The following is a 21,152-nucleotide window of genomic DNA, read 5'->3' as shown; positions in this document are numbered from 1 at the left end:
CCCTAGACCCGCCCGCACCCACAAAGGCTCGACCATGACCCTCGACGAAGCCCGCGCACTCTACGCCGCCGATCCTCTGGCAGCGTACCGCGAGCAGTTCGCGCTGCCCGACGGCGTGATCTATCTCGACGGCAATTCGCTCGGCGCGCTCCCCAGGGCGACGCCCGCCGCGCTCGCCGACGTCGCGACTCGCCAATGGGGCGACCGCCTCATCCGCAGCTGGAACGAAGGCTGGATCGACGCGCCCCAGCGGATCGGCGGCAAGATCGCCCCGCTGATCGGCGCCGCCGCCGACGAGGTCATCATCGGCGACACGACCTCGACGCATCTGTTCAAGGCACTGGTCGCCGCGCTCCGCGCCAACCCCGACCGCCACACCGTCCTGAGCGAGTCGGGCAATTTCCCGACCGACCTCCACATTGCCGAGGGCGCGGTCGCCTGCGTCCCCGGCGCCCGGCTAAAGGTGGTCGCGCGCGCGGATCTCGCAGAGGCGCTCGACGAGGACACCGCGGTGCTGCTGCTCACCCATGTCCATTACAAGACCGGCGAACGCTTCGACATGACCGCTTGGACCGCACGCGCGCAGGCCGCGGGCGCGCTGATGCTCTGGGACCTCAGCCACAGCGTCGGCGCGGTGCCGATCGACCTGACCGGCGCGGGCGCCGATCTGGCGGTCGGCTGCACGTACAAATACCTCAACGGCGGCCCTGGTGCGCCCGCCTTCCTCTACGTTGCCAAGCGCTGGCAGGAGGCCCTGGCCAGCCCGCTGTCCGGCTGGATGGGCCATGCAGCCCCGTTCGCGTTCGAGGATGCCTATCGCCCCGCGCCGGGGATGAAACGCTGGCTGGCGGGCACCCCCGCGATGCTGTCGACCGCGGCGCTCGAAGCCGCGCTCGATCTCTGGGCGGACATCGACCAGCACGCGGTCGCCGCCAAGAGCGCGCAGTTCTTCGACATCCTCGCCGCCGCCGGCGACGCGCTCGGCCTCGAATGTGTCAGCCCGCGCGATCCCGCCCAGCGCGGCAGCCATATCAGCTTCCGCCACCCCCATGCGCATGCGATCACGCAGGCGCTTATCGCGCACGGCGTCATCGGCGACTTCCGCGACCCCGACATCCTCCGCCTCGGCCTGACGCCCTTGTACCTGAGCCACGAGGATGTCTGGCGCGCAGGCGAGATCCTGCAGAAGGTCATTGAAACTGGCGAATGGCGTGCTCCCCAATATAGTCAAAGACTTGCGGTCACCTGACCATTTTCGCCCAACGTTGATCCTTATGATTTCCGGACCACGCTCTATCTTTTGTCACGCCCTCCGCTAGCTCTGCACTTGCAGCCTGCCGGCCAATACAGTCGTTGCATGGCAGCAGCGGTGCAGCGGGGGCGCAGGCATGACGAATCAGCGATCGGGGCAGGCCGAGTTATACGGCGTACAGATGTTGCGCGCCGTCGCCGCGCTCGCAGTGGTCGTTCATCACACGCTCGAGCAATCGAACGGGGCGGTCCACCGATTCAGTCCGGACTGGCTGACCATATCGGGTGCGTCCGGGGTCGACATATTCTTCGTCCTCAGCGGCTTCATCATGCTCCACGTCAGCTTCCGCGGCACCGACGCGCCGCCGACGCCGGGCGCCTTCCTTCTCCGCCGTGCGACGCGGATCTACCCGTTCTACTGGCTGTGCTGCCTTGGCGTCCTGACGATCTCGGCGATGGGATTCCTCGCCACGCATCATTTTCCGGCGAGCAGGGTCGTCGCCGCCCTCCTGTTGCTCCCGGGCGACACGATTCTCGGCGTTTCGTGGACGCTCGTCTACGAGGTCTATTTCTACCTGTTGTTCGCAGCGACCCTCAAGGCGCGTTCCGCGACCGTGTCGGTGCTTGCCACGACGGCGGCGATCCTGGCGTTGCAGGTCGCCGGCGCGCTTCTGCCTGCAAGCGACACGGCGTCGTTCCTCACGAGTCCGCTGCCGCTCGAATTCTGCTTCGGACTTGTCCTGGCCTACGCCCATGCGGCCTGGAGTCGACGGAACCGCAGCTGGCCCGTGCCGCCGATCTTGGCACTCGCGCTGATGGGACTGATGGCTGCCGCGCCGCTGTTCATCGTGCATGATGGCACGGCCGGCCTGCCGGCACTGCCGCGGGTGTTCGCCTGGGGCATTCCCGCCACTCTCGTCGTCGCCAGCGCGCTCTCGATCGGCGCACCACGCGGCGCGATCGCCCGGCTCCTCGTTCTGCTCGGCGACGCATCCTATGCGCTCTACCTCACGCACGTGTTCGTGATGATGGGCTATGGCCGCGTGATGAAGATCGAGGCGTTCCGTCACCTGCCGCAGCAGGGCTTTGTCGTGCTGATCGTCCTGCTTTGCCTGGCCGTCGGGCTGGTCGCGCACCTCGTTCTCGAAAAACCGCTGCTGGCGGTGGTCCGTCACGTGACGCGCCACCAGCCTCGTCGCGCAGCACCGATCGACCAGCCCGCGTGATCGGCGCCGCGCGTAACGCATACCGGATAGCGTACCGATCCGATTGCACCCCCCGCGCCCTTCGCCTATAGGCGCGGCCTATCCCGGCTCCGGCTCCGCGATCCGTTTCGTGGGGGCCGGGGCCGCTCACTTTTCAGGGGACCGCGCATGGCTCGCCGCCGCCAGATCTACGAAGGCAAGGCCAAGATCCTCTACGAGGGTCCCGAGCCCGGCACGCTGATCCAGTATTTCAAGGACGACGCCACCGCGTTCAACGCCCAGAAAAAGGGCACGATCAACGGCAAGGGCGTGCTCAACAACCGGATTTCCGAGCACATCTTCACGCTGCTCGATCATATCGGCGTGCCCACGCACTTCATCCGCCGGCTCAACATGCGCGAGCAGCTGATCCGCCAGGTCGAGATCGTCCCGATCGAGGTCGTCGTGCGCAATGTCGCCGCGGGCTCGATCTCGAAGCGCCTCGGGATCGAGGAGGGCACCAAGCTGCCCCGCACGATCATCGAATATTACTACAAGGACGATGCGCTCGGTGATCCGATGATCTCCGACGAGCATATCGCCGCGTTCGGCTGGGCGAGCCAGGAGGAGATGCATGACATCGCCGACCTCGCGATCCGCGTGAACGACTTCCTGTGCGGGCTGTTCGCCGGCGTCGGCATCCGTCTCGTCGACTTCAAGCTCGAATTCGGCCGCATCTTCGACAACGACTATGGCCGGATCATCCTCGCGGACGAGATCAGCCCCGATGGCTGCCGTCTGTGGGACATGGAAACCAACGAGAAGATGGACAAGGACCGCTTCCGTCGCGATCTCGGCGGCGAAGTCGAGGCCTATCAAGAGGTTGCACGCCGTCTTGGCCTGTTGCCCGAAGGTGGCGACAATTCGGTCCTCGACCTCGAAAAGCATCGCAAGAACCGGGGCAAGTAAATGAAACTCAAGGTTTTCGTGACATTGAAGCCCGGCGTGCTCGACCCGCAGGGCCGCGCCATCCACCACGCGCTCGGCAGCCTCGGCTTCGACGGCGTGCAGGACGTCCGTCAGGGCAAGCTGATCGAACTCGAGGTCGCCGACGATACCGACGACGCGACGATCGACGGCATGTGCCGCAAGCTCCTCGCCAACACGGTGATCGAGAACTACCGGGTCGAGAAGGCATGAAGGTGGTACTGTCATGAAGACTGCAGTCATCGTGTTCCCAGGATCCAACTGCGACCGCGACATCGCCGTCGCGCTGGAGGAAGTGACCGGCGTCAAGCCGCTGATGGTCTGGCACGGTGACGCGGACCTCCCCGCGGATGTCGGGCTGGTCGCAGTGCCCGGTGGCTTCTCCTACGGCGACTATCTGCGCTCGGGCGCGATCGCCGCACGCTCGCCGATCATGCGCGCGGTCGTTGAGCAGGCGGGCAAGGGTTTGCCCGTGCTCGGCATCTGCAACGGCTTCCAGGTGCTGACCGAAGCGGGTCTGCTCCCCGGTGCGCTGATGCGCAACGAGGGACTGAACTTCGTCTGCCGCGACGTCGCGCTGACCGTCGAGACCGCGCAGTCGCGCTTCACGTCGGGCTACACGGCGGGCGAGCGCGTCTCCTTCCCGGTCGCGCATCACGACGGCAATTACTTCGCCGACACCGAGACGCTCGACCGCCTCGAGGGCGAAGGCCGCATCGCGTTCCGCTATGCCGAAAGCGTCAACGGCTCGGCGCGCAACATCGCGGGCCTGCTCAACGACAAGGGCAACGTGCTCGGCATGATGCCGCACCCCGAACGCCGCATCGAAGCCGCGCACGGCGGCACGGATGGTCGCCGCCTGTTCGAAGGCCTGATGGAAGCCGTCAGCGCCTAAACCGTCAGCGCCTAACCCGTCAGCGCATAGACCGTCATCCTGGGCTCGACCCAGGATCCAGGGCCAGGAGCGGCAACTTTTGTAGCCCTGGATCCCAGCCTCCGCTGGGATGACGGACTGTCAAACCCGTGTGCGGAACGGCGAGAAGTCCGTCCCCTCGTCATAGACGTCGACCCCCTCGCGGCGCTTGAGCCATCCCACCGCGAGATAGGTCAGCGGGGTCAGCAGCACCTCCCACGACACCTTCAGCGCGAACTGGCTGATCATCACCATCAGCATCGCCTCGACCGGCCAGTCGGGCGCGCCATAAAAGGCGAGCGGATAGAAGATCAGGCTGTCGAATGCCTGCCCGACGATCGTGCTGCCGATCGTGCGCGTCCAGAGCATGCGGCCTCCCGTCCAGATCTTCATCCGCGCGAGCACGAAGCTGTTCGCAAACTCCCCGACCCAGAAGGCGGCGATCGACGCGAACACGATCCGCGGAACCTGCCCGAACACCGACTCGTAGGCGGCCTGCCCGGTCCACCCGGCATCGGGCGGCAACGCGACCACGACCGCGGACATCACGACCATGAACAGCATCGCGCCGAACCCCGCCCAGATGCAGCGGCGTGCATAGGCATAGCCGTACACCTCGGTCAGGATGTCGCCGAGCACGTAGCTGACGGGGAAGAACAGGATCCCTGCCCCGAACGGCCAGACCCCGATCAGCGGTAGATCGATGACCGCGCGCTTGCCCGCCCCGATGACGTTCGACAACAGCAGGATGGTGACGAATGCCGCCATCACGAAGTCGAAATAGCGGAACCGGCCACCCTGTACCGCATGCGCCGCGACGGGTGCGGGGGGATCGTTTTCGACGATATTCATCGCCGGGTTATGATCATGGTTCCAAGCCCGCGCAATGCGCGCTAATCGGTGGCCGTGCGCGCCCGTAGCTCAGTTGGATAGAGCAAGGAGCTTCTACCTCCTCGGTCGGGGGTTCGACTCCCTCCGGGCGCGCCAATCCCACTCATAAGACGGCGGAATTCAGCCACTTTCAGAGACGTGGGTGTCTAACCTCTCTGCACGGTTCGACATCTCCCAGCGCGCGAGGATGCCAATTGCGTCGTCTGCCATGCTGCGCTGATTGGCCGCTTCCGTATAGCGAGCGACCTCCTCGTTTTTCCTGTGACCGGACACCGCCTTCCTGGTTTGGTTGCCTTGGTTGAGTTCGGCCATGCGGCGCATGATCGCCTTGCGCAGTCCGTGCGCCGTGCATTGAGGGAACCCGGCGCGTCGCACTTATCGCGGAACCAGTTGCCGAAACCCGCTCGCGTGAACAGACGCCCCTGTTCGTTGATCAGGAAGCACAGATGGTTCTTGGCGGCGGGCATCGCGACGATTGCCTCCAGCAGCTGGGGCGCGACCGCGATCCACAAGACCTTCCCTGTCTTGTCCTGTACAACCTTGATCCGGCCGTCGACGATGTGCTGTCGGCCCATCCGTATCGCGTCGCTGCGGCGCTGGCCGGTCCAAAGCAAGAGTTCGAGCGCTAGACGGGCATTGGTTCCTAGCTGGTGGCGCGCGCGGTACTGATCAATCTCGTCTTCGGTCCAAGTATGATAGCCGGCGGATCGCTGCTCGACCAATAGCTTGACATGATCCGCCAGCAAAACCGGGTTGGTTGGGATCATGCGCAGCTTCACGGCGAAATTGAATAGGCGCACCAGCTCCTTGCGCAGCTTGCCGGCTGCGACTGGCCCGCCGATCGGGCGCAGGCCGCGCGCGGTGTGCACCATCTTCCGCTGCGTCTTCGCCGTCACGATGGCGTCGATGTGTTGGAACCCAACCCAAGCGACCGGCAGCTTGCCGTATTCCTCGCTGAACCGGCCGACGATGCTGCGGACCTTGCTCTGGGTGATCACCGTGGGGCCAAGGCGCGTCGGGGTCGCGAAGTAGCGCGCGACGAGATCAGCAATCGTGCCCGGGATCGCACGGTCGACTGCAACCCCGACCGTCTCGCTAGCATCCATGAATGCGCGATACTCGGTACGGAAATCCTCGGTGCCGAGGGCCGACTTAAAATAGCCGCCCGCGAAACCTTTGCGGCGGAATCGCAGCCGCTCCTTGCCATGCCGATCCTTGAAGCTGCTGACGTATTCGGGGAGGAACCGGCGGCGAGTCATATGGGGGTCACCTCTCCACGATCATTAATTCGGTCAGGCTTTGCCAATGACTATATCCCAAGGGTTCGGATCGGTGGGAGGGGCGACCGATTGACTTAGGATGACGATCTTTCCGTTCGGATCAATCTCAATGCGACCGACCATCATCCCGGCCTTCGCTGCGCCGCGCACCGCGCGGGTCACGTCGGCTTCCTTGAAGCGTGCTGCGGCGCTCATGCTGCTGCCCTTTCCTGCACTACATACCCCATTGCGCGGAGATCCATGTTCATGCGCGTGAGGAAGCGAATGCCACGATCGCGCGGCATGCGTTCCCACCAGAGCATCGCCTCCAGTGCCGCCGTGCAACCTTCATGATGGAGGAAGGGCCGCACCCGTGCGGTCGACGGATCATGCGAATCGACCAGCGCCCACAATTCCGTCATCGAGCGCACTAGAAAGCCCTCGCCGTACTCATTGGCGATCGCCTGCCGCGCTCGCTCCATCCGTTGCCGATGGCCGGCCAGCGCGCCCTGAATGCTTTCGATCCGTTCCGGCCTAGTCGTCGCATCGATGGGGGGCAGCCGGAGTTTCGCGTAATGCTGCCAGTCGATGGCGATCGTCGCGGCAACCCGCAACCGAGTAGCCGCGACCGCCGCCGTCATTCGACCCTGCTCCACGAGGGCGGGATCGCCTTCGGCACGCTGCGCGCGAACGTGCTCTGCTACGATCGCTAGTTCGTCGTAGGCATGAGTGAAGCGGGGACGTGTGTTCATGTGGTCGGCACTCCCCGCTTTCGGGGCTTTGCTACCGTACGACGCTGGAGCTTTGCGACGACGCGCACTTTTACCTTTGCGGCGAGGCGATCGGCAATGTGCTCGACGATCGCCTCAGTTGTGCGTGTCGCCGCCCAACTGATCAGCTGCATGGAGGCGCTCATGCGCAGGCCTCCGCGCGTGCGAGGGTGAGGACGGAACGGATCTCTTCGGGATCGGCAAGATCGAGCTGCCAGCTGCTCTGATAGCCGTGCTCCGTCGCCCATTCGGCAAAGACGCGGTTCAACCGCCGCGACAAGTCCGCGCATGCCTGATCGTTCCAGTGCAGCGGCCCGCCTTCACCGTTCTCGCCGAAGTTCTGATCGTTGAGCGAGTCGAAGCGATCGAAGACGGGCGCGACGTTGGGTTCGAAGACATTGAGATCGTTCTCGAATGGCTTCCCTTCCGCGACCGCAAACCGCGATCCGTGACGCAGCTTGCCCTTTGCAATGGCCTCGTCGCGGGTAGCGGCTGGGCCAAACCAAAACTCGGATGTCACCGTGCGTGCGTGGTGCCAAGGCATCAGAATGCACCCACGGCATACGCCCAGGCCAAGCGGCCAGCGATCATGATGAACAGCGCCATGGCGATGAACAGGCAGGCGACACCGATCCGATCCTGTCTCGCGCGCAACGAGCGAACGACGCCGATCCAGAACGGACATTCAGCTGGCGCCATCATGGCAGAGTGACGGCGCCGCATGGCTCGAACACTGTCGGGTGCCGCGAACGGCAGGCTCAGCAAGGAGCCGTCGGGCGCGCATGTCTGGCTGAACGCTAGGGCTGCGCAAGCGGTCGTCATCGATCGGCTCATCGTCAGCAGCAGGACTACGGCGCCGGTGCTGCGTATCGAGAACACGTACGCTGTCTCGATCACAGTGAAGGAATGCGTGATCGCCGTCCCGGCCGGCACGCTGCTCCAGTGGGGCGGCAAGGCTGCCCGGGTGACTTGGGGTAAGAACTGCACCCGCGATGCCAGGGGCTATGCGGTAAACACGCCGGTGACGGTCGCCGCGCCGCGGGGGTTCGATGCGGGCCAAGTTCTCGATGATCGCGATGGCAACGGGCTGGTGAAGCTGGGCGCGGCATGGGCCAAGAAACTTCAGCTGCCGACCGGCACGACGGTCCGATCGATTGGGGGCACTTGGTACGAAATCAGAAATTCAGCCAAAGCTCGCGCTGAGGGTAGGTAAGGACGCGTTATGCCGGGTTGCCAAACCGCTCGCGATGCACATAGCTCGAAGCTGTTCAAAATCAGTGAGTAGCAAATGGCTATCGAATCGGTTCGCGATGTCGTGTTTGGCGGGTTTTGCGTGGGGTGCGGCGGTTGCGCGGTCATGTCTAAGGGCGCGATAGTGATGGGTTTCAGCGAGCATGGCTCAGCACAGCCTGATCTCAGACTGTCGGATCAACGTGCAATCGAGCTTCCGCAAGCCTGTCCATTTTCAGATCGTTCGCCAAACGAAAACCAGCTCTCTCATCGTTTTAACGATGGGAAACATGCGTTCGACGAGCGGATAGGGCATTATACGGATCTAGCGGCAGGGCGCCTATCCGACGATGCCGCGTTGCAAGATAGTAGTTCGGGCGGTTTGACAAGTTGGCTCGTCGCACAGTTAATGGACCGCGATCTTGTGGATGGTGTCATACACGTCGGCCGGGAGCCGGATGGTGAGCAGAGGCTATTCGGTTACGTGATCTCTCGCGGAGATGTTCTGCGTCCCGAACGACGAAAGTCCGTGTATTATTCAACACATATGGCTGACGTCCTGCAATCAATAATCGGCGATGGGCAACGGTATGTAATAGTTGGCGTACCCTGTTTTATTAAAGCCGCCAGCATTCTGATGGGTGAGATACCGGATTTGGACGAGCAAATACGCTTCCGGGTTGGACTAGTATGCGGACATTTAAAAACGTCAGCGTTCGCCGAAGCTTTAGCATGGCAAGCCGACGTCCCGCCGAACGATCTTTTTGCTTTCGATTTTCGCGTCAAGGTTCCCGGCGAACCAGCCAATGCATACCGTCATGCAGCGCTTAGCTCACATGATCAGGAATGGCACTCAAAGCAGACAAATAGGACCCTCGGTGGCAATTGGGGCCACGGCATGTTCCAGCTAAACGCTTGCAACTTTTGCGACGACATTTTTGCAGAAACTGCAGACGTCTGTTTTGGCGATGCGTGGCTCCCCCGATATAGCCAGGACAGCCGGGGCACGAATCTGATTGTGTCACGCAACCCTGCCATCGACGCGATCCTAGAAGACGGGAAATCATCCGGCGCGATCGGATACGACACGCTAACGCCAAATGAAATCGCAACCTCCCAGGCTGGCAATTTCCGTCATCGATGGGATGGCTTGTCGGTTCGGCTAGCCGATGATCAGCGCTTGGGGCGCCCTGTTCCTACAAAGCGCATCGCCCCCGGTAGTCGCCCTGTGCCAAAGCTACGTCGCACCGTAATTCGCCTGCGACGAGCCATGGGCGAGCTAAGCCACGCAGCGTTCCGGCGTGCGAAGGCTGCGAACAACTTTTCGGTTTTCCAGGCAGAAATGGAGCCTCATGTCCGTCAGATGGCAAAGCTCGGCCGCCTGGAGAAACGGATTGGCCGGCTGCCGATCGTCCGAAACATCGCCAAACGGCTTAACATCATCTAGGGGCATCGACGTCTGCCGGAAGGATTATCGAACGCTATGAAAAAAATTGTGACGATCACCAATATGACTGGCGCCCGGAACGGTGGCTGCGAGGCACTGGTCGCGTCCATTGCAGATGGCGTCGCCAACAGTTGCGGTAGACAGAATGTCACGATCAATCTGGATAGCGCTGACGCGGTATATGATGCGCGCGCCTTCGCGGACCGTATCGATCGCGTTTTTCCGACCTCGCCAATCCCAAAGCCATCATGGTCACCCGCCGCTCAGAAAGCTGCGTATGCCACTATCGGCGGCATCGCTGAGAAGCGGGGAAAGGGTTCGGCGGCAATTGCCAATTTGCGTCGCTCCGACTTGTTGATAGCCACTGGGGGTGACGTGTTCACCTCCGACTACGGCGGCTTAGCAAAGCATGCCCGGACTCTTGCGGTAGGCCGACCGGTCGCGCTTCTTGCACAAACGCTTGGACCGTTTAGCCCGGCCGCTGAAGAGCGTTTCCGTAAGCTCATGTCGACGGTTGTCCTTTGCACTGTTCGCGAGTCCGAGACGCTTGGCTATCTTCAGGACAAGTTTCCCGAACTGAATGCCGAGCAAACGGCTGACGTAGCATTCCTACTGCCAGTTACGCCGAAGGAGGAGGCGCGTTCGATCCTCGAAGACATTTACCGGTTTCCGGTAGCCGGCCGCAAGCTGGTGGGCTTGTCGGTGAGTTCAGGTATCCTCTCATTCCGCTCCGAATTGAAGCCGGACGAGTATCTTAATGAGATTGCCGCATTCGTCGATCACCTTAATGCTAAGGGGTACGGCGTTGTTGTGATCCCGCACGTGCAGGAACGTGACCCCAAGAACAACGATATCTACGCTTGTCTCGAGGTGATGAAGCGAGTGAAAGCCCCTCAGGAGAACGTACTGCTCTCACTGACGACTCTCTCTGCATCTGATTACAAGGGCATTATCGGATTGTGCGACGCGCTCGTCGGGGCAAGGACCCACGCGACGATCGCATCGATGTCACAGGGCATACCTACTGTATCAATCGCGTACTCACGAAAGGCGTGGGGCATTATGCGCGACTACTATGGTCAGGAGCTTGGCACCGCTCTGACGATCGACGTCGCGAACCTGACGACCGCACGGTTGATCGAGGCGTTCGAGGCGGCAATCGATAACGGGCCGACAACAAACACGGCTGCTGAAATGAATAATCGTGCTTCTATAAACTTCGAACGCGTCAAAGAATTTCTGCGCCTTTGACCGTTATTGTTTATAAGCGCGAAGACTTAAACCTCGTACAGTAGTTTTGAATGTCGCGGCTTGCGGATCCAGGCCGCGACAGTTCTCTGGCTAACATGGCACGGCTACCATCAAAGAATTCTTCCAAGTCGAGGAATGCGTCGTCGTTATCGATTAGCCAAAATGTACCGCCTCCGTCTTCTGTCTCGGGCGCATAAAATTTCGCATCGCCCTCTTCGACCCATGCCTTAAGTGAACAATAATCCAGAACCAGATAGATCCGATCGGTTGGTGTATTAGGCGGACTACGGTTCACGATACTATCAGCCACGACGCTGATTTTAGAATTATCGTTGGCAAAGAAACGCATTTCTATATCTCCGGGACAGACGCGGTTTTCGCGCGGCTCATAAGCCATAAAAAGTGAGCACTAGGCCACGTATTGCGGGGCATGCCGCGAGCAACCACAAGGCATAGCTAACCCTCGCGATCGGCCTCGGCCACGTAAATTCACACGCTCTTAACGGGCGCAGGCATGAACCGCTCGATGCGTCCACCGATGGCACGCGGCAAGAGCGGCTGGAGCTCGCGGATGTTTGCCACCGTAAACTTGCGGGCGAAGATCAAAAGCGCAGCGAGATAGACCATGCCGCCCGCCCCTACACAGAGCACGAAGCGCGCGATCGCAGGAACGTCGTCGAGAACGAATAGCCGCAGCGTCGTAATCACAATCGCCATCAATGCGCCGCAGATAAACGGTGGCGCGATATTGGTGATGGCGCGCCATGGAGATACGCCGATACCTTTCTCAACAAAGCGCAGAGACAAGGGGGTAGTGATGTACGCCCGGAGAGTATGTCCCGCCGCTACAGCGATGGGTCCGAAACTGACGGTGCACAGCGCCACCACGAGATTGCCCACGAACCCTACCAGGGTCGCCCAGAATGTGAGGCCGGTACGCCCCGCAGCGGACAATGCCGGATTCTGAAAATAATTGAGCGTCGCTGGCCCGACCACCAGTGCAAGTGCGATCATGATCAATCCGGCCTCGTGCCATTTTGGACCGAACATCAGACGTACGATGTCAGGCGCCGTCGCGGCCATTCCGAAAAACAAGGGACAGGTTAGTAGCGCACAGGCGCGGGTAACGCGCAGATACGCAGGACCTATCTGCCCATTTGTCTCGTGGACGCGAGAAAAGGCGGACATGGAGGCCGACTGCAAAGGTGTGATCACCAGGCTGACGAGCATATTAAGCGCGCGCGATCCGACGCGATACTGCGCAATTGCGGCCGGTCCAAGAAAACTACCGATCAGCAGCGCGGTGACCTGAGCATTGCCGTTGGCGAGCAACTGGCTGCCAAGCTGGTGCGAACTAAACCGACCGAACTGCCTGTATTCGGCGAATGAGAAATGAAACCGCGGACGGAAGCCAGAGGATTGCCAGAGCAGCAGACTCGACATGCCCGACGCAAAAAGCCGGCTGATGACCATAGCCCACACGCCCCAGCCCAAATAGGCTAGCGTGACGCCAATGATGCCGCCGATGACGTTGGCGCTCATGCTTCGCCGTGCAATGATCTTGTGGCGAAACTCGCGCCGCAGCTTGGCGGTATGGACCGTCGAGGCCCCCTCGATCAGCAAAAGCGCCGACAGCGCCGCAAGTACATAACTGAACGTCTGGTCGTAATAGACGCCAGCGATTGGTGCGACGACGAAGCACAGGATGGCCGCGATCGCAATGCCGATGAAGATGTTGGTCCAGAACGCGGTACTCGACACGTCCCGGTCCCATTCCGGCCGCTGGATCAACGCATCCGGTATGCCGGCGACCACGAGGATTCGGCTGAACTCGATAAAGACCGAGGCGAAGGCCACGATGCCGAACTGTGCGGGGGTTAACAGCCGCGCCAGCGCAATGAAGACCACCATGGTCGATACGTTGTTGAAAACGCTGGCTGTCACCGTCCACACGCTGCTGGCAGCAAGCTTCCGCTTCACATTCATCCGACGGTGACCTTCTAATCGCATCGACGCAGCGTCGGCTTTTACGTGTGATGCCCGTTAAAAAGGGCGAGAGTAAATTGAAAGAAGCAATTTGTAAGGCCGCTGGCTCGATTGGCGACACTTGGCATGAGATTGCAAGGTGATTGATCCAGCCACGCCGACGCTTATCGCGCCTGACCGGAAGGCAACCGACGACGTCGCCGACAGAAGTTCAGGCAGCATGTCCACACAAATCGCTCTGTTGCCGAGCCTTTACGCCGGAGCAGAATCACCGTTGGACAGGGGCTGCCCTAGCGCTAGCTGACCCCTGCGACCTTTCCAGGGCAAAGGCGTCAGGGGCCAGTTGCGGCAATTTCAGCTGGCGACACCGGCTTCTTGCTCACCGTAACTCTCTTGGCGAACTTCATGAATGGCTTTTCTATGCCGAAGAACAGCGCGAGGCTGAATAGCGCCGCGATTGGAATTGCAATCAGCTGCACCGCCAGCATTCCGCGTTGCGATGCGCCAACAGCCCCAGCGAGAATGACTGCTAAGATGACCTGGATCGGCCGATGAAGCAGGTAGAGCGAATACGAGGCTTCTCCAAGAATAAATAAGGGCTTCGGGGTCGTTACCAGCCGAAACATCCGCCCAGTGAGCCGGTCGTTGTTCTGCCATAACAGATAACTATAAAATGCGCCCCAGATTGCTAATGGAACGGCATCTTTAGTCAGAGATATCGCTACTGATACAGCCAAGACAGCAGCAGGCAAAGGCGAGACCGGCAGGTTGACGAGCTTCGGGAATGCCAGCCGCGAAGCGATGCCGATTGCGAAATAGGGCGACGCCATCGCAATGAATGAAAGACCAAGAAAGTGACCAAAGAGGCCCTTCCATGCAAGCGCATAGAGGGCTGCGGCAGTCACCGTCAGCACAGTCAGACCTCGCGACGAGCGACACGCCGCGAGGATTAAAGGGGCAATGAGGTAGAATTGCCACTCGAGAGAAATGCTCCACGCCGCGGGTAAAAAGGTACGAGCCGCGTAGGGTAGGATCTCTCGCGGGATCATGCCGTGGAGCATCGTCGCATGTGCGAACAAATGCGCTGCCAAATGTTCGCGTTGAGACGTAGCAATGCCCTCAACGGCATTGGCATACGCCGTCCATCCTTTCTCATCTGACCACGGCGCGGCCGCAGTAAGTTGAGCCCATGGCTCGATTAAAAAGTACCCTAGCAGGCTGCACACCACGAACGCTGGATACAGCCGAAAAAACCGACGAATGATATATGGCACGTAAGCTTCGCGGCTAGTGGCGATGAGATGCGCAATCACAAAGCCGCTAATGATCATAAAGATGACCACCGCAGCATCGCCGTTTAGTAGAAGGCTAGTAACCGGACTGGACTCGTCGGCATAACCGGCGAGCCGCATGCCGTGCCCGACCGCCACCCATACGGCGAGGTAGAATCGCAGGCCAACAATCTCGTTAAAACGCTGATTCATTTCGCCCCCGCTTTGCCGGGAACCGCATACCGAACTCTTTGACAAGCGCAACTGAGCGGCCGACGCAAAGTGTATATTTGCGGGATGCTAATCCCGCTTCAGCGCATCAATAATGTCTCATCGCTTGGACGGTAGAGCGGGTCACCTTCTGCCGTTCAGTGCCCGCCCCCCCCTCGATCGCGTTGCGCTCCATAGAACCGGCGCCAACAGACTGGGGCCGCGCCCGCATTCAGCACCAACCCGACTCGCCACCGTCGAAGCGCGCGCTTCGACGGCTAAGGCACGGGTTCGATCCCCGATCGACCGGTAGCCAGCGACCTTGTTATCTAGACCGAAACGGTATCGCATCGGTATGCTGCGGATCCCGATAGCATAGATGTTGTCTAGGGTCATTGAAGCTTGGTCAGTCATGCGACATAGAACCGCGCACTGCCTAGCTTGAGTATGGGTTAAATGCCGTACGACTACTTTTCGCCGAGAGAGCCCGCGTCTGGATTCGCTTTTTATAATAGATAGTATAGCATTGCTAGATACCGTCGTCTTTAATAACTACCCCGTCGTCTAATACATACGCAGCGGGCATCGCCTTATACCAGGGAGGACGATAAGAGAAACTATCAACCGTCAGTGCGACACAACACTATCCTCTTTTGAGTAAGAGGCATACAATTCTACTGCCAAATATGATGCCCGGCGGCATCGACGTTGATCGACAATAAGGAGCTTCAGCAAATGGCATCTAAAATGATATGGAGCGCCATCTTGATCGCCAGCCCTGCGATTGCGGCATCTAGCGTTACACCGAAGCCCAATGCTCGCATTGGATCAGTTCAAAAGCCTTATATTTCAGCTGGCTCCTACCGCTGGCTGGATGACAACAAAGGGGATCCATCTGGAACCGTGATTGTGAATGCGACGATCAGCGCCAACCAACGGGGAGTCAACTTGGAACGGGAAAGCAGTAACATTACGATACGAGACAGCACTATCTCTGGCGTCAAACCGCAGCCCAATACCCTCTATCCTGCGGGGGTCTACGCCGAGCACGGTCAGAGTCTCTTGATAGAGCGCACGACGATCCGCGATTGGACGACAGTCCCAAACGAAAAATATCGTCAGGGAGACTGCATCGACGCGGAATGGGGATTTGTTGGACTCACGCTACGTGACGTAGTTTTATCTGGCTGCACCGATGGTGGTTACGATGGCAAAGCGCGCGACGTATTACTCGATCGCGTAAAGTCTACCGGTAATAAGAAGAATTACCGTTTTTGGTATTCGATGGTATCAGCGACTAGTATCGACAGCATAAATCCATCACAGATACACATAGAGACCAACACTCGCACTGATGGAACACACGGAATGGGCGCGGGGTCACTGACGGCTAAAAGGGTGACATTCAAATCAGGGGGTAAGCAACCACTTTTGTCATTAGGACCGAATGCATTTGTCAAAATCGATGAATGTGTGATCGCCGTTCCGGCCGGCACCCCTTTTGTTCGCTATCACGATGGCGGAAGTGCCTCCAACGTAAAGCTTATGCTCGGCAAAAGTTGCGGCCGCACAGCCCACGGAAATGCGATAAATACGCACGTCAACGTGCGTTGAGTTCCGGGCGTTCCCTAAGCCACCCTCACCGAGTGTTTGTATAGCCGTAATGGCCATATTTACGGCAACTGTACCCTTTTAGGAAATTGTAAGAATCAAATGCACCTCTCCCGCTTTTCCGCGTGATACCCATGCGGAAATTTTGCTGGGGGGGATAATGAAAAACAGTCAGTCACAAGTTTATTCTATACAGGGACTTCGAGGCTTAGCCGCTCTTGCCGTTGTGATTGCTCACTCGCTAGAACATGGAAAGCTCGGCGGCGTTCCTGCACTATTTACCGGGCGATTTGGCGTTGAGATATTCTTTGTTATAAGCGGGTTCGTAATCACTCTAGCTTCTGGCAATGGACGGTTTAGCCCTAGTAATTTTGCGATACGACGGTTTATGCGCGTAGTACCGCTATACTGGATTACGACATTGTTAGTTGCTGGCTTGGCAATCGTACTTCCGTCTATGTTTAAAAATACTACCTTCGACATCTTGTACTTTATCAAGTCGTTGGCTTTTGTTCCAGACCCGCTGCCCGGCACTAACGATTGGCGCCCATTGTTCAAATTAGGGTGGACCCTTAACTATGAGATGTTTTTCTACGCGATAGTCTGCACCCTTTTTTGGTGTCGCACCGGCCTCATCAGATCGGTATGCCTGATTTCAATCATGATCGTATTGATATTCGGCTCGTTCGGAGTTGAAATTCGCAGCGGCATACCTGCCTTTTATTTAAACTTGAATCTGATGCCATTCGCAGCAGGTGTTGTAATTTGTGAAGCATTCCGCCAGCGCCCCACGTTGATGGAGGGCGTCTCACCTTATTTCCCGTTTCTTGTAGTGGTCGCTATCGGCTCCATTTACTGGGCTTTGCAATATTCACATGAGGAATATCGCGCGCTTCCTGGACACTTGGCGCTAACATCGGCAGCGGTATCGGTGGTACTTACTGCATTATCCGCTGAGCGTTTCTTCAAGCGATCTGGGGCGCTTTGGTCATGGCTCGGAAATATCTCGTATTCTCTATATCTTCTACACATGTTTATTGTTGGTGCCGGTTGGGCTATAATAAGACGTATGGCGCACGGTCAAAGTGAAGCCATCATTACCTCGTCCGGAATACTTGCAATTATAATTATCAGTCTTGTTGCAGCGACTATAAGCTATAAATTATTCGAAGTTCCATTAGCGAAAATTGCAAAAGCCGTAACTGGAAAAAGTGGTCGATTTTCGGCAAAGGCACCAGTTATTGCTCCGGCCGCCTAACGCTATGATAGTTCCTACAGCATGTGAGACCCTGCCCAAGGTCGCACATGCTGTAGACTTGCCCACTTAACAAAGTGTTTTCTAACCAAGCATTCAATATGCTACCGCCAATGTAAGGGTTATTGGCTAATGATAGTTATATATATTGCGCTATGTATATTTTGGTTGGTTCCACTATTCCTTATTCTAACATTAGGATTTATTTGCCTTGCCTCAAACCGTTTCTTGCAACTTGTACGGGACCATCTGGGGATTTAAACATTGGCCTCGAGGTTGCGAACGACTGTACGGTTAGATTCACCAACTCGTCGATGCGCATACGGCACCCGAATTTGACCTTTGATGACCGAATAACCTCTGCTGGAGTCTCCGATCTCTGACTTGAGTGTTGGTATGTGGATCCTTAGGCCGTTCGTTAGCGGAAGAATCGCGTTCCCCGCTCGAACCCGCCCGGGCAAAGTGCGCACCAGCATCTGCAAATGAGCGAAGGCCTCTTGATAAGTCATATCCCTTTGCCCTGCATAGATTGGTTCTGCTGCACGCGTATTTTACGGCAAAGCTAGCTGCAATCCTGACGCGTTTTTGATATCTCACAACTACCGCGAACCGAGCCGCCTTCGGTTAGACACCAGCAACGGGACGCCGCAGAACGCCGTCGCCATTGCGGGCTGGGTTAGACTACCCATGCTATTGAATTTGCACAATTATTGAGACCCCTCCGGGCGCGCCAATCCTCGTCATTGGCTTGATCGCGACCAGCTGTACGGACCTACCAGCGTCCCCGTGAAGCCACCTGCGGTGCGCGTCGACAGGAACCGCGCATCGACCGTGTCCGCCAGCGTCCGACTGGTCCCAGCAATCGTGTAATCGAATGCCAGCGTCCCGCCGTCGGCACGAAGCGTCAGCGTCACCGGCCCCGTCTTCTGAAGCGGTGCCGATCCGACCAGCCGCTCGGCGCCCCCCTTGTCGCGGGTGTAGAGCGCGACGGCGGGTGTGCCGGCGATGCGCGTGATGCCGAAGAACAGATAGCTCGCGTCGCTCTGCATCGCGACGAGCCCCGCGCGGTCGCCGTCCTGTGAGGGGGTGAAGCGGACGGTGGTGCCGATCGTCGCGACGTGGTGCTGCTGGCGGCGTCCGACAAAGCCGGGAACGCCGGTGATGTCGCCGATCGGCGCGCCGCCGGTGATCACGAGGTCGCCGCGATCGAGCGTGTAGAACGGCGTCCGCGGCGTCCGCACGCCAACCCACTGCATCGCGAGCGTCTTGCCGTCGAACTCGTCGACATAGCCGAAATCGCCGCTGGTCGGCAGCACGGGCTTCGCACCGCGTGGCAAGGCCGGGGCGGTTGCGGCAAACGGGATCGCCTTCCCCCGAGGCAGGATCACGGGCCAGCCGTCCTTCCACGTCACCGGGAGCAGGAACGTCTCGCGTCCGATATTGTAAAAGTCGCCAGTATAGGGGCGCACCGCGAGAAAACTCGCCCACCATTGCCCGGTCTGCGTCTCGATCAGCGTGGCATGCCCCGCGGAGGTGATCGCATCGGGCCGCTCGGCGGGAAGGTCGCGCTGCGTCAGGATCGGATTGCCGGCATAAGCTTGGTATGACCCGCGCAGCGACTTGGCGCGCAGGATCACCTGCGAATGATTGACACTCGTGCCGCCCTCCGCCGCGCTCAGATAGTAGAAACCGTCCTTGCGGAAGATATGCGGCCCCTCGATCCAGACCGGCTTCTTGGTGATGTCGACCCCGCCATTGATCAGCTGCGTGCTCTCGCCGACCATCTTGCCGGCTCGCCAGTCATATTCCTGGATCCAGATCGCGCGGTGCCCGTCGTACCGCGGCGGCTCGTCGGGCGCGCGGTTGTTGACGATATAGGCGCGGTCGCCCTCCCAGTAGATCGAGGGGTCGATCCCCTCGAACGGCAACCAGATCGGGTTCGACCAGGGTCCGGCCGGATCTCTGGCGGTGATGACGAAATTGCCTTTGCACTCGACGCAGGTGTTGACGATGTAGAACACGCCGTCGTGATGCGAAATGTCAGGCGCGAATACCGCCTGCGAGGTGCGCATCCCCTTGAAATCGAGCTGCTCGGGGCGATCGATCGCATTGCCGATCTGCGTCCAGTTGACGAGATCCTTCGAGCGGAAGATCGGCAGGCCCGGAAAATGCGCGAACGACGACAGCACGATGTAGTAATCGTCGCCGACGCGCGTGATCGACGGGTCGGGATAATAGCCCGACAGGATCGGGTTGCGATACTCGCCGGGACCGACCGTCACGCGTTCCTGCGAGCGCCCCTCATAGGTGAACCGGCTGAACCGCGCCGGCTCCGCGGCGAATGCGGCCCCTGCGAGAAGCGGCAGGGTCAAGGCTGCTGACAGCGTTCGAAGTCGCATGGGGTAAAGATCCTCGTCCATTGGCGCGCGTCCACCTCACGGTGTGGATCACGATTGATACCGCTCCCATGACAGTAATCGCATCATGCTGTTGATGAAAAGGTCCGTGGGGCGCCCGCTGACGATTCTACCCCCCGGCATAGTCCTTGCGGATCACGCACAGCGATCTGTCGGCAGCTATCAACGTGGCAAACGTGAGGGATGCCACTGTGATGACGACGGACCAGATCGATCAGGCGAAGGACGAAGACGACGCCGCCTATTTCCAGCGCCGTGCCGAATGGCATCGTGGCCGCGCGAGTGTTGCGGACGATGTCGCGACGCGGCGACTCCATGAGAAATTCGCCCGGATGTACCATGACAGGGGTACTGACTAACCCGGAGCAGGATGGTATTTTTGGCCCAATTATAGACACATAAATACCAGGAACTTGCGAACCGGCTCAAGGTTTAAGCGTCCGGTCCGGATGCGATGATGCGCCCGGCAGAGCCGGAGATGCAGCCTTGAAAAGAGTGATCGCGATCATCGCGCCGTTCGCACTCGCCCTGCCCATCGTTGGATGTGCGGCTCCGGCGACGCGCATTTCGACGGGCCTGCAGCGCTATGGCCTCGACGCCTCGCGCGCGGATTGCGTCGGCACGCGGCTCCAGGCCAATCTCTCGCTCGGCCAGCTCCAGCGTCTTGGCAAGGCCGCCACCGCTTATCGTCGCGACGACACGACGCCAGGCGTGCTTACCCCGTCCGATCTGATCCGCGTTGCGGGCGAAGTGAAGGATCCGGCGATCGCGCTGGAAGTGGGCAAGGCCGCCGCGGGCTGCGGCGTGCTGCCCTGAACCCCATCGATCCACTCAACCAAAGGATGACGACATGAACAAGGACGAATTCCAGGGCGGTACGCGCTACGTCGGCGGCAAGGTCGAGAAGGCCGTCGGCGACACCGTCAACAGCCGCGACTGGCAGGTCGACGGCGTCGTCGACCAGGTCGCGGGCGGCGCGCAGAACCTCTATGGTCGCGCGAAGTCCGCGATCGGCGATGCGGTCGACGGCGCACCCGAGCTTGCCGACAAGATCGGCGCCGAGGCGCGCGATGCCGGTGAGCGTGCTGCCGAGGCGGCGCGTCGTGGCGCGCATGCGGCGCAGGCATCCGCCGAGGATGCCCCCCTTCTCTGGGCTCTCGGCGCCGCTGCGATCGGCTACGGCATCGCATGGCTCGTCCACGGACGTCGCGACTAAGTC

23 protein-coding genes and 1 tRNA gene are annotated in these 21,152 nt (G+C 59.7%); 14 read left to right on the top strand and 10 right to left on the bottom strand.

Translation table 11 applies throughout. The annotated features are described in order from the left end of the window. The first annotated feature begins 34 nt into the window (after positions 1-34). The 5 genes from kynU to purQ all read left to right on the top strand — a co-directional run bounded on the left by kynU (position 35) and on the right by purQ (position 4,317). Positions 35-1,249 carry a kynureninase gene (gene kynU, locus ASE72_RS12605; RefSeq protein WP_056021553.1) on the top strand — a complete coding sequence of 405 codons (1,215 nt, stop codon included), beginning with the start codon at positions 35-37 and terminating at the stop codon, positions 1,247-1,249. Positions 1,250-1,388: 139 nt separating this feature from the next. After that, positions 1,389-2,477 carry an acyltransferase family protein gene (locus tag ASE72_RS12600; RefSeq protein WP_056021550.1) on the top strand — a complete coding sequence of 363 codons (1,089 nt, stop codon included), beginning with the start codon at positions 1,389-1,391 and terminating at the stop codon, positions 2,475-2,477. Between the two features lie 147 nt (positions 2,478-2,624). After that, positions 2,625-3,404 carry a phosphoribosylaminoimidazolesuccinocarboxamide synthase gene (purC, locus tag ASE72_RS12595; protein WP_031396310.1) on the top strand — a complete coding sequence of 260 codons (780 nt, stop codon included), beginning with the start codon at positions 2,625-2,627 and terminating at the stop codon, positions 3,402-3,404. Beyond that, positions 3,405-3,635 carry a phosphoribosylformylglycinamidine synthase subunit PurS gene (gene purS, locus ASE72_RS12590; protein ID WP_031439802.1) on the top strand — a complete coding sequence of 77 codons (231 nt, stop codon included), beginning with the start codon at positions 3,405-3,407 and terminating at the stop codon, positions 3,633-3,635. 13 nt (positions 3,636-3,648) lie between these two features. Beyond that, positions 3,649-4,317, top strand: a complete 669-nt coding sequence (purQ, locus tag ASE72_RS12585) for a phosphoribosylformylglycinamidine synthase subunit PurQ (protein ID WP_056021547.1) — start codon at positions 3,649-3,651, stop codon at positions 4,315-4,317. Positions 4,318-4,437: 120 nt separating this feature from the next. Here purQ and ASE72_RS12580 read toward each other — a convergent pair whose 3' ends face one another. After that, a complete protein-coding gene (locus ASE72_RS12580) occupies positions 4,438-5,187 on the bottom strand; it encodes a queuosine precursor transporter (protein WP_082445970.1) in 750 nt (249 codons plus the stop codon). A 58-nt stretch (positions 5,188-5,245) separates the two neighbouring features. Between ASE72_RS12580 and ASE72_RS12575 the strand changes: the two genes are divergently transcribed. Then, a tRNA-Arg gene (locus ASE72_RS12575) sits at positions 5,246-5,322 on the top strand. Between the two features lie 50 nt (positions 5,323-5,372). Here ASE72_RS12575 and ASE72_RS12570 read toward each other — a convergent pair. From ASE72_RS12570 to ASE72_RS12555, 5 genes are read right to left on the bottom strand one after another with little or no spacing between them, the layout of a single operon-like run. Then, positions 5,373-6,485 (bottom strand): integrase, encoded by a 1,113-nt coding sequence (locus ASE72_RS12570; protein ID WP_235532341.1) that lies wholly within the window; start codon positions 6,483-6,485, stop codon positions 5,373-5,375. 33 nt (positions 6,486-6,518) lie between these two features. Further along, a complete protein-coding gene (locus ASE72_RS12565) occupies positions 6,519-6,701 on the bottom strand; it encodes a hypothetical protein (protein ID WP_056021544.1) in 183 nt (60 codons plus the stop codon). Then, positions 6,698-7,237: a hypothetical protein gene (locus tag ASE72_RS12560; protein WP_156350420.1), complete on the bottom strand. Its 540-nt coding sequence runs from the start codon at positions 7,235-7,237 to the stop codon at positions 6,698-6,700. The genes ASE72_RS12565 and ASE72_RS12560 overlap by 4 nt, the downstream gene beginning before the upstream one ends. Continuing rightward, positions 7,234-7,401: a hypothetical protein gene (locus ASE72_RS20545; RefSeq protein WP_162235476.1), complete on the bottom strand. Its 168-nt coding sequence runs from the start codon at positions 7,399-7,401 to the stop codon at positions 7,234-7,236. The genes ASE72_RS12560 and ASE72_RS20545 overlap by 4 nt, the downstream gene beginning before the upstream one ends. Then, positions 7,398-7,940 carry a hypothetical protein gene (locus ASE72_RS12555; protein ID WP_156350418.1) on the bottom strand — a complete coding sequence of 181 codons (543 nt, stop codon included), beginning with the start codon at positions 7,938-7,940 and terminating at the stop codon, positions 7,398-7,400. Before ASE72_RS12555 ends, ASE72_RS20545 begins: the two co-directional genes overlap by 4 nt. 36 nt (positions 7,941-7,976) lie before the next feature. Here ASE72_RS12555 and ASE72_RS12550 point away from each other — a divergent pair, with 36 nt between their 5' ends. The 3 genes from ASE72_RS12550 (at position 7,977) to ASE72_RS12545 (ending at position 11,183) form a co-directional block, all read left to right on the top strand. Further along, positions 7,977-8,468 (top strand): hypothetical protein, encoded by a 492-nt coding sequence (locus ASE72_RS12550; protein WP_056021535.1) that lies wholly within the window; start codon positions 7,977-7,979, stop codon positions 8,466-8,468. 75 nt (positions 8,469-8,543) lie between these two features. Next, the gene (locus tag ASE72_RS19700; RefSeq protein WP_082445969.1) at positions 8,544-9,932 is read left to right on the top strand and encodes a Coenzyme F420 hydrogenase/dehydrogenase, beta subunit C-terminal domain; all 1,389 of its coding nucleotides are present in this window, start codon (positions 8,544-8,546) and stop codon (positions 9,930-9,932) included. A 36-nt stretch (positions 9,933-9,968) separates the two neighbouring features. Beyond that, positions 9,969-11,183 carry a polysaccharide pyruvyl transferase family protein gene (locus ASE72_RS12545; RefSeq protein ID WP_056021532.1) on the top strand — a complete coding sequence of 405 codons (1,215 nt, stop codon included), beginning with the start codon at positions 9,969-9,971 and terminating at the stop codon, positions 11,181-11,183. A gap of 10 nt (positions 11,184-11,193) precedes the next feature. On the opposite strand, the gene ASE72_RS20290 is transcribed toward ASE72_RS12545, so the two are convergent. From ASE72_RS20290 to ASE72_RS12535, 3 genes are all read right to left on the bottom strand, one after another. Further along, the gene (locus ASE72_RS20290; RefSeq protein WP_156350416.1) at positions 11,194-11,532 is read right to left on the bottom strand and encodes a hypothetical protein; all 339 of its coding nucleotides are present in this window, start codon (positions 11,530-11,532) and stop codon (positions 11,194-11,196) included. Positions 11,533-11,672: 140 nt separating this feature from the next. Then, positions 11,673-13,169 (bottom strand): lipopolysaccharide biosynthesis protein, encoded by a 1,497-nt coding sequence (locus tag ASE72_RS12540; protein ID WP_056021529.1) that lies wholly within the window; start codon positions 13,167-13,169, stop codon positions 11,673-11,675. A gap of 332 nt (positions 13,170-13,501) precedes the next feature. Continuing rightward, entirely contained in the window at positions 13,502-14,653 is a 1,152-nt protein-coding gene (locus ASE72_RS12535) for an acyltransferase family protein (RefSeq protein WP_056021526.1), read from the bottom strand. A 705-nt stretch (positions 14,654-15,358) separates the two neighbouring features. Here ASE72_RS12535 and ASE72_RS20285 point away from each other — a divergent pair. After that, complete coding sequence (locus ASE72_RS20285; protein WP_156350414.1) at positions 15,359-16,264, top strand: hypothetical protein; 906 nt, start codon at positions 15,359-15,361, stop codon at positions 16,262-16,264. Positions 16,265-16,421: 157 nt separating this feature from the next. Then, positions 16,422-17,519, top strand: coding sequence for an acyltransferase family protein (locus ASE72_RS19695; RefSeq protein ID WP_082445967.1), 1,098 nt, complete (start codon positions 16,422-16,424; stop codon positions 17,517-17,519). A 737-nt stretch (positions 17,520-18,256) separates the two neighbouring features. Here the strand turns inward: ASE72_RS19695 and ASE72_RS12530 are convergent. Beyond that, positions 18,257-19,915 (bottom strand): glycoside hydrolase family 43 protein, encoded by a 1,659-nt coding sequence (locus ASE72_RS12530; RefSeq protein ID WP_056022319.1) that lies wholly within the window; start codon positions 19,913-19,915, stop codon positions 18,257-18,259. A gap of 212 nt (positions 19,916-20,127) precedes the next feature. Here ASE72_RS12530 and ASE72_RS20280 point away from each other — a divergent pair, with 212 nt between their 5' ends. The 3 genes from ASE72_RS20280 (at position 20,128) to ASE72_RS12520 (ending at position 21,149) form a co-directional block, all read left to right on the top strand. Further along, on the top strand, positions 20,128-20,292 hold the full coding sequence (locus tag ASE72_RS20280) for a hypothetical protein (RefSeq protein WP_156350412.1): 165 nt from the start codon (positions 20,128-20,130) through the stop codon (positions 20,290-20,292). A gap of 136 nt (positions 20,293-20,428) precedes the next feature. Then, positions 20,429-20,749: a hypothetical protein gene (locus ASE72_RS12525; protein WP_235532360.1), complete on the top strand. Its 321-nt coding sequence runs from the start codon at positions 20,429-20,431 to the stop codon at positions 20,747-20,749. 34 nt (positions 20,750-20,783) lie between these two features. Continuing rightward, entirely contained in the window at positions 20,784-21,149 is a 366-nt protein-coding gene (locus tag ASE72_RS12520) for a CsbD family protein (RefSeq protein ID WP_056021520.1), read from the top strand. Positions 21,150-21,152 lie beyond the last annotated feature (3 nt).

The organism is Sphingomonas sp. Leaf20 (assembly GCF_001421535.1).
Lineage (GTDB): Bacteria > Pseudomonadota > Alphaproteobacteria > Sphingomonadales > Sphingomonadaceae > Sphingomonas.
This window is presented reverse-complemented; position numbering and strand designations above follow the sequence as displayed.

Coding starts and splice junctions, on each gene's coding strand:
- purS (WP_031439802.1), top strand. CDS start 3,405: ATGAAACTCAAGGTTTTCGTGACATTGAAGCCCGGCGTGCTCGACCCG.
- ASE72_RS12540 (WP_056021529.1), bottom strand. CDS start 13,169: ATGAATGTGAAGCGGAAGCTTGCTGCCAGCAGCGTGTGGACGGTGACA.
- purC (WP_031396310.1), top strand. CDS start 2,625: ATGGCTCGCCGCCGCCAGATCTACGAAGGCAAGGCCAAGATCCTCTAC.
- ASE72_RS20545 (WP_162235476.1), bottom strand. CDS start 7,401: ATGAGCGCCTCCATGCAGCTGATCAGTTGGGCGGCGACACGCACAACT.
- ASE72_RS12565 (WP_056021544.1), bottom strand. CDS start 6,701: ATGAGCGCCGCAGCACGCTTCAAGGAAGCCGACGTGACCCGCGCGGTG.
- ASE72_RS12580 (WP_082445970.1), bottom strand. CDS start 5,187: ATGAATATCGTCGAAAACGATCCCCCCGCACCCGTCGCGGCGCATGCG.
- ASE72_RS20290 (WP_156350416.1), bottom strand. CDS start 11,532: ATGCGTTTCTTTGCCAACGATAATTCTAAAATCAGCGTCGTGGCTGAT.
- ASE72_RS12600 (WP_056021550.1), top strand. CDS start 1,389: ATGACGAATCAGCGATCGGGGCAGGCCGAGTTATACGGCGTACAGATG.
- ASE72_RS12520 (WP_056021520.1), top strand. CDS start 20,784: ATGAACAAGGACGAATTCCAGGGCGGTACGCGCTACGTCGGCGGCAAG.
- ASE72_RS19700 (WP_082445969.1), top strand. CDS start 8,544: ATGGCTATCGAATCGGTTCGCGATGTCGTGTTTGGCGGGTTTTGCGTG.
- ASE72_RS20280 (WP_156350412.1), top strand. CDS start 20,128: ATGACGACGGACCAGATCGATCAGGCGAAGGACGAAGACGACGCCGCC.
- ASE72_RS12570 (WP_235532341.1), bottom strand. CDS start 6,485: ATGACTCGCCGCCGGTTCCTCCCCGAATACGTCAGCAGCTTCAAGGAT.
- ASE72_RS12530 (WP_056022319.1), bottom strand. CDS start 19,915: ATGCGACTTCGAACGCTGTCAGCAGCCTTGACCCTGCCGCTTCTCGCA.
- ASE72_RS12550 (WP_056021535.1), top strand. CDS start 7,977: ATGGCTCGAACACTGTCGGGTGCCGCGAACGGCAGGCTCAGCAAGGAG.
- ASE72_RS12545 (WP_056021532.1), top strand. CDS start 9,969: ATGAAAAAAATTGTGACGATCACCAATATGACTGGCGCCCGGAACGGT.
- ASE72_RS12535 (WP_056021526.1), bottom strand. CDS start 14,653: ATGAATCAGCGTTTTAACGAGATTGTTGGCCTGCGATTCTACCTCGCC.
- ASE72_RS12560 (WP_156350420.1), bottom strand. CDS start 7,237: ATGAACACACGTCCCCGCTTCACTCATGCCTACGACGAACTAGCGATC.
- ASE72_RS12555 (WP_156350418.1), bottom strand. CDS start 7,940: ATGTCCGTTCTGGATCGGCGTCGTTCGCTCGTTGCGCGCGAGACAGGA.
- kynU (WP_056021553.1), top strand. CDS start 35: ATGACCCTCGACGAAGCCCGCGCACTCTACGCCGCCGATCCTCTGGCA.
- ASE72_RS19695 (WP_082445967.1), top strand. CDS start 16,422: ATGAAAAACAGTCAGTCACAAGTTTATTCTATACAGGGACTTCGAGGC.
- purQ (WP_056021547.1), top strand. CDS start 3,649: ATGAAGACTGCAGTCATCGTGTTCCCAGGATCCAACTGCGACCGCGAC.